General features: G+C 72.7%; 4 protein-coding genes. 2 read left to right on the top strand and 2 right to left on the bottom strand.

Features of this window, described 5'->3' with window-relative positions:
* The first annotated feature begins 227 nt into the window (after positions 1–227).
* Positions 228–1,283: a UDP-N-acetylmuramate dehydrogenase gene (locus ACFWZ5_RS45480; protein WP_384806412.1), complete on the top strand. Its 1,056-nt coding sequence runs from the start codon at positions 228–230 to the stop codon at positions 1,281–1,283.
* Between the two features lie 113 nt (positions 1,284–1,396).
* On the opposite strand, the gene ACFWZ5_RS45485 is transcribed toward ACFWZ5_RS45480, so the two are convergent.
* Positions 1,397–2,029: an NAD(P)-dependent oxidoreductase gene (locus tag ACFWZ5_RS45485; protein WP_384806414.1), complete on the bottom strand. Its 633-nt coding sequence runs from the start codon at positions 2,027–2,029 to the stop codon at positions 1,397–1,399.
* Between the two features lie 89 nt (positions 2,030–2,118).
* Between ACFWZ5_RS45485 and ACFWZ5_RS45490 the strand changes: the two genes are divergently transcribed.
* A complete protein-coding gene (locus ACFWZ5_RS45490; RefSeq protein ID WP_384806416.1) occupies positions 2,119–2,715 on the top strand; it encodes a TetR/AcrR family transcriptional regulator in 597 nt (198 codons plus the stop codon).
* Here ACFWZ5_RS45490 and ACFWZ5_RS45495 read toward each other — a convergent pair.
* Positions 2,708–3,727 (bottom strand): adenosine deaminase, encoded by a 1,020-nt coding sequence (locus ACFWZ5_RS45495; protein ID WP_384806418.1) that lies wholly within the window; start codon positions 3,725–3,727, stop codon positions 2,708–2,710. The two genes, ACFWZ5_RS45490 and ACFWZ5_RS45495, sit on opposite strands and share 8 nt — an antisense overlap.
* Positions 3,728–3,827 lie beyond the last annotated feature (100 nt).

Genomic DNA, 3,827 nt, shown 5'->3' on the forward strand with positions numbered 1-3,827 from the left:
CATTCGAGGGTGGGGGCTGGGGCGGTAGCTCCAGGGAAGGGCGGGTGGGTGGGGAAGGGACAGCCTGCCGACGGTTGAGGGCGAGGTGGGGAGCGGTGATGTGGGGGGAGAGGGGCGGAGCCTCGACCGTGTGTGGGGGCTGGGGCTGCGGTCGCAGGGGCGGGCGGGTGGGTGGGGAGAGGGGTCGGCCCCGGGGTGTGGGGGTGGGCCCGCATACCCTGGTATGCGTGCAGGTACTTCACGACGCCCCGCTCGCCCCCCTGACCACCTTCCGGCTCGGCGGCCCCGCCACCCGGTTGATCACCGCCACGACCGACGCCGAGGTGATCGCCGCCGTCCGCGAGGCCGACGACTCCGGTACGCCGCTGCTGCTCATCGGCGGCGGCAGCAACCTGGTCATCGGGGACAAGGGGTTCGACGGGACCGCCCTGCGGATCGCCACGAGCGGGTTCCACCTCGACGGCACCCGCCTGGAGCTCGCGGCGGGCGAGGTCTGGACGGACGCCGTGGAGCGGACCGTCGACGCGGGCCTCGCGGGCGTCGAGTGCCTGGCCGGCATCCCCGGCTCCGCGGGCGCGACGCCGATCCAGAACGTGGGCGCGTACGGCCAGGAGGTCGCCCAGACGATCACCGAAGTGGTCGCCTACGACCGCAGGACGCGGGAGACGGTCACCATCCCGAGCGCGGACTGCGCCTTCTCGTACCGGCACAGCCGCTTCAAGGCCGACCCCGAGCGCTTCGTCGTCCTCAGGGTGCGCTTCGAGCTCGAGGACGCCGGCGGGCTCTCGGCGCCCATCGCGTACCCGGAGACGGCCCGCACGCTCGGCGTCGAGGCGGGCGACCGGGTCCCCGCCGCGCTCGCCCGGGAGACCGTCCTGAAGCTGCGCGCGGGCAAGGGCATGGTGCTCGACCCCGAGGACCACGACAGCTGGTCGGCGGGCTCGTTCTTCACCAACCCGATCCTCACGGACGAGGAGTTCACCGCCTTCCACGCGCGCGTGGCGGAGCGGCTCGGCCCCGACACCAACCCGCCCGCGTTCCCCGCGGGCGACGGCCGCGTGAAGACCTCCGCGGCCTGGCTGATCGACAAGGCGGGCTTCACCAAGGGCTACGGCCAGGGCCCCGCCCGCATCTCCACCAAGCACACGCTGGCCCTGACCAACCGCGGCGGCGCCACCACGGAAGACCTGCTCGCCCTCGCCCGCGAGGTCGTCGCCGGAGTCCAGGACGCCTTCGGGGTCACGCTGGTCAACGAGCCGGTCACGGTGGGCGTCAGCCTCTGACGGATCTCTCTGTAGAGGGCGCTCCTCTCTGTAGAGGGCGGTTCTCTCCGTAGAGGATGGTTCTCTCCGTAGAGGCCGCCCCTCTCCGTAGAGACCCAAAAACCGTCGAGGCCTCAGTACGCGACCCCCACCCCCTGCCCCACCGTCGCCCCGTCGTCGATCATCGACAGCATGGCGTGCGCCACATCGGCCCGCGCCAGGGTCCGGCCCTTGCGCACGCTGCCGCCCACCACCGTCCGGTACGTGCCGGTCACCGGCTTGTCCAGGAGCTTCGGCGGGCGCACCGAGGTCCAGTCCGTGGCGCTGCGCGCCAGCTCGTCCTCCATGGCCCGCAGGTCGTCGTAGACGCCCTTCAGGACCCGGTTCAGGACCGCGAGGAAGGCCCGGTCGAGCAGCGGCTGGTCCCGCGGCACCCGGCCCAGCGGGCCCGCGCTCACCACCAGGAGCCTGCGCACGCCCTCGGCCTCCATCGCCTTGAGGACCGAACGCGTCAGCCGCGCCGCGACGCCCGCGTCCGTGCGCTTGCGGGCGCCGAGCCCGGAGAGCACCGCGTCCCGCCCCGCCACGGCCCCGCGCAGCGCCTCCACGTCCGTCAGATCCGCCCGGAACACTTCCAGGCCCGCCCCGGTCACCGTGAACCGCGCCGGGTCGCGCACCACGGCCGTGACCTTGTGCCCCGCCGCGAGCCCCTGCCGTACGAGCTCCTGGCCGACACCGCCCGTGGCGCCGAACACCGTGAGCTTCATCGCGCACCGCCTCCTGAGGTGGGTAAGTATTCACTCACCTTTAGAGTGAGTGGACACTCACCCTCGCGTCAAGGCTGGTTGGAGACCGCATGGAGCAGAAGCCCGCCCGCGTCCGGATCCTTGAGGCGGCCAAGGAGCTGATGGGGACCATCGGGCTCGCCCGCACCACCACCAAGGAGATCGCCAAAGCGGCGGGCTGCTCCGAAGCGGCGCTCTACAAGTACTTCGCGAACAAGGAGGAGCTGTTCGTCACGGTCCTCAGCGAACGCCTTCCCGGCCTCGGCGCGCTCCTGCACAAGCTCGCCGCCGAGCCGGGCGCCGCCACCGTCGAGGAGAACCTCACCGCGATCGCCCGCCAGGCCGCGCTCTTCTACGAGCAGACCTTCCCGATGGCCGCGTCCCTCTACGCCGAACCCCAGCTCAAGCGCCGCCACGAAGAGGCCATGCGCGCCCTCGGCACCGGCCCGCACAAGCCCATCCACGGCCTCGACGCCTATCTGCGCGCCGAACAGAAGGCAGGGCGCATCCGCCCCGACGCCGACACCTACGCCGCGGCGTCGCTGCTCCTGGGGGCCTGCGCCCAGCGCGCCTTCGCGTACGACATGACCGAGGAGGGCCGCCCCCCGCAGCCCGTCGACACGTTCGCCGCCGGCCTCGCCCGCACCCTGCTCGGCGGCATCAGCTAGCCAGCCACGCGTCCACTCCGGAGAGCAGCTTCTCCTGCACGTCGGCGGGGGCGGCGGACCCGCGCACCGACTGCCGCGCGAGGTCGGCGAGTTCGGCGTCGGTGAAGCCGTGGTGGCGCCGCGCGATCTCGTACTGCGCGGCCAGGCGCGAGCCGAAGAGCAGCGGGTCGTCGGCGCCGAGCGCCATCGGCACCCCGGCCTCGTACAGCGTCCGCAGCGGTACGTCCTCGGGCTTCTCGTAGACGCCGAGCGCGACGTTGGACGCCGGGCACACCTCGCACGTCACGCCCCGCTCCGCGAGCCGCTTCAGCAGGCGCGGGTCCTCGGCCGCGCGCACCCCGTGCCCGACCCGGCGCGCGTGCAGGTCGTCCAGGCAGTCGCGCACCGACGCGGGCCCGGTCAGCTCACCGCCGTGCGGCGCCGCGAGCAGGCCGCCCTCACGCGCGATGGCGAAGGCCCGGTCGAAGTCCCGCGCCATGCCGCGCCGTTCGTCGTTGGAGAGCCCGAAGCCGACGATGCCGCGGTCGGCGTACCGGACCGCGAGCCGGGCCAGCGTGCGGGCGTCCAGCGGGTGCTTCATGCGGTTCGCGGCGACCAGGACGCGCATCCCGAGCCCGGTCTCGCGCGACGCGGTGTCGACGGCGTCCAGGATGACCTCGAGGGCCGGGATCAGACCGCCGAGCCGGGGCGCGTACGACGTCGGGTCGACCTGGATCTCCAGCCACCCCGAGCCGTCCCGCAGATCCTCCTCGGCCGCCTCCCGCACGAGCCGCTGGATGTCCTCGGGCTCGCGCAGACAGGACCGCGCCATGTCGTACAGGCGCTGGAAGCGGAACCAGCCGCGCTCGTCGGTCGCCCGCAGCTTGGGCGGCTTCCCGCCGGTCAGCGCGTCCGGCAGGTGCACCCCGTACTTGTCGGCGAGCTCCAGGAGTGTGGAGGGCCGCATCGACCCGGTGAAATGCAGATGCAGATGGGCCTTCGGCAGCTCTCTTACGTCACGTACGCGCTCCATTCCAGGATCTTGCCGTACGCACCCCGCGTCCCGGTAGCCGCTTTTTCCCATGGGGTACGCGCCTGAACAAAGAATCGGGCCACCGCATCACGTGATGCGG

Origin of the sequence: Streptomyces sp. NPDC059003 (genome assembly GCF_042740445.1) — a bacterium.
In the GTDB taxonomy this organism is placed as follows: domain Bacteria; phylum Actinomycetota; class Actinomycetes; order Streptomycetales; family Streptomycetaceae; genus Streptomyces.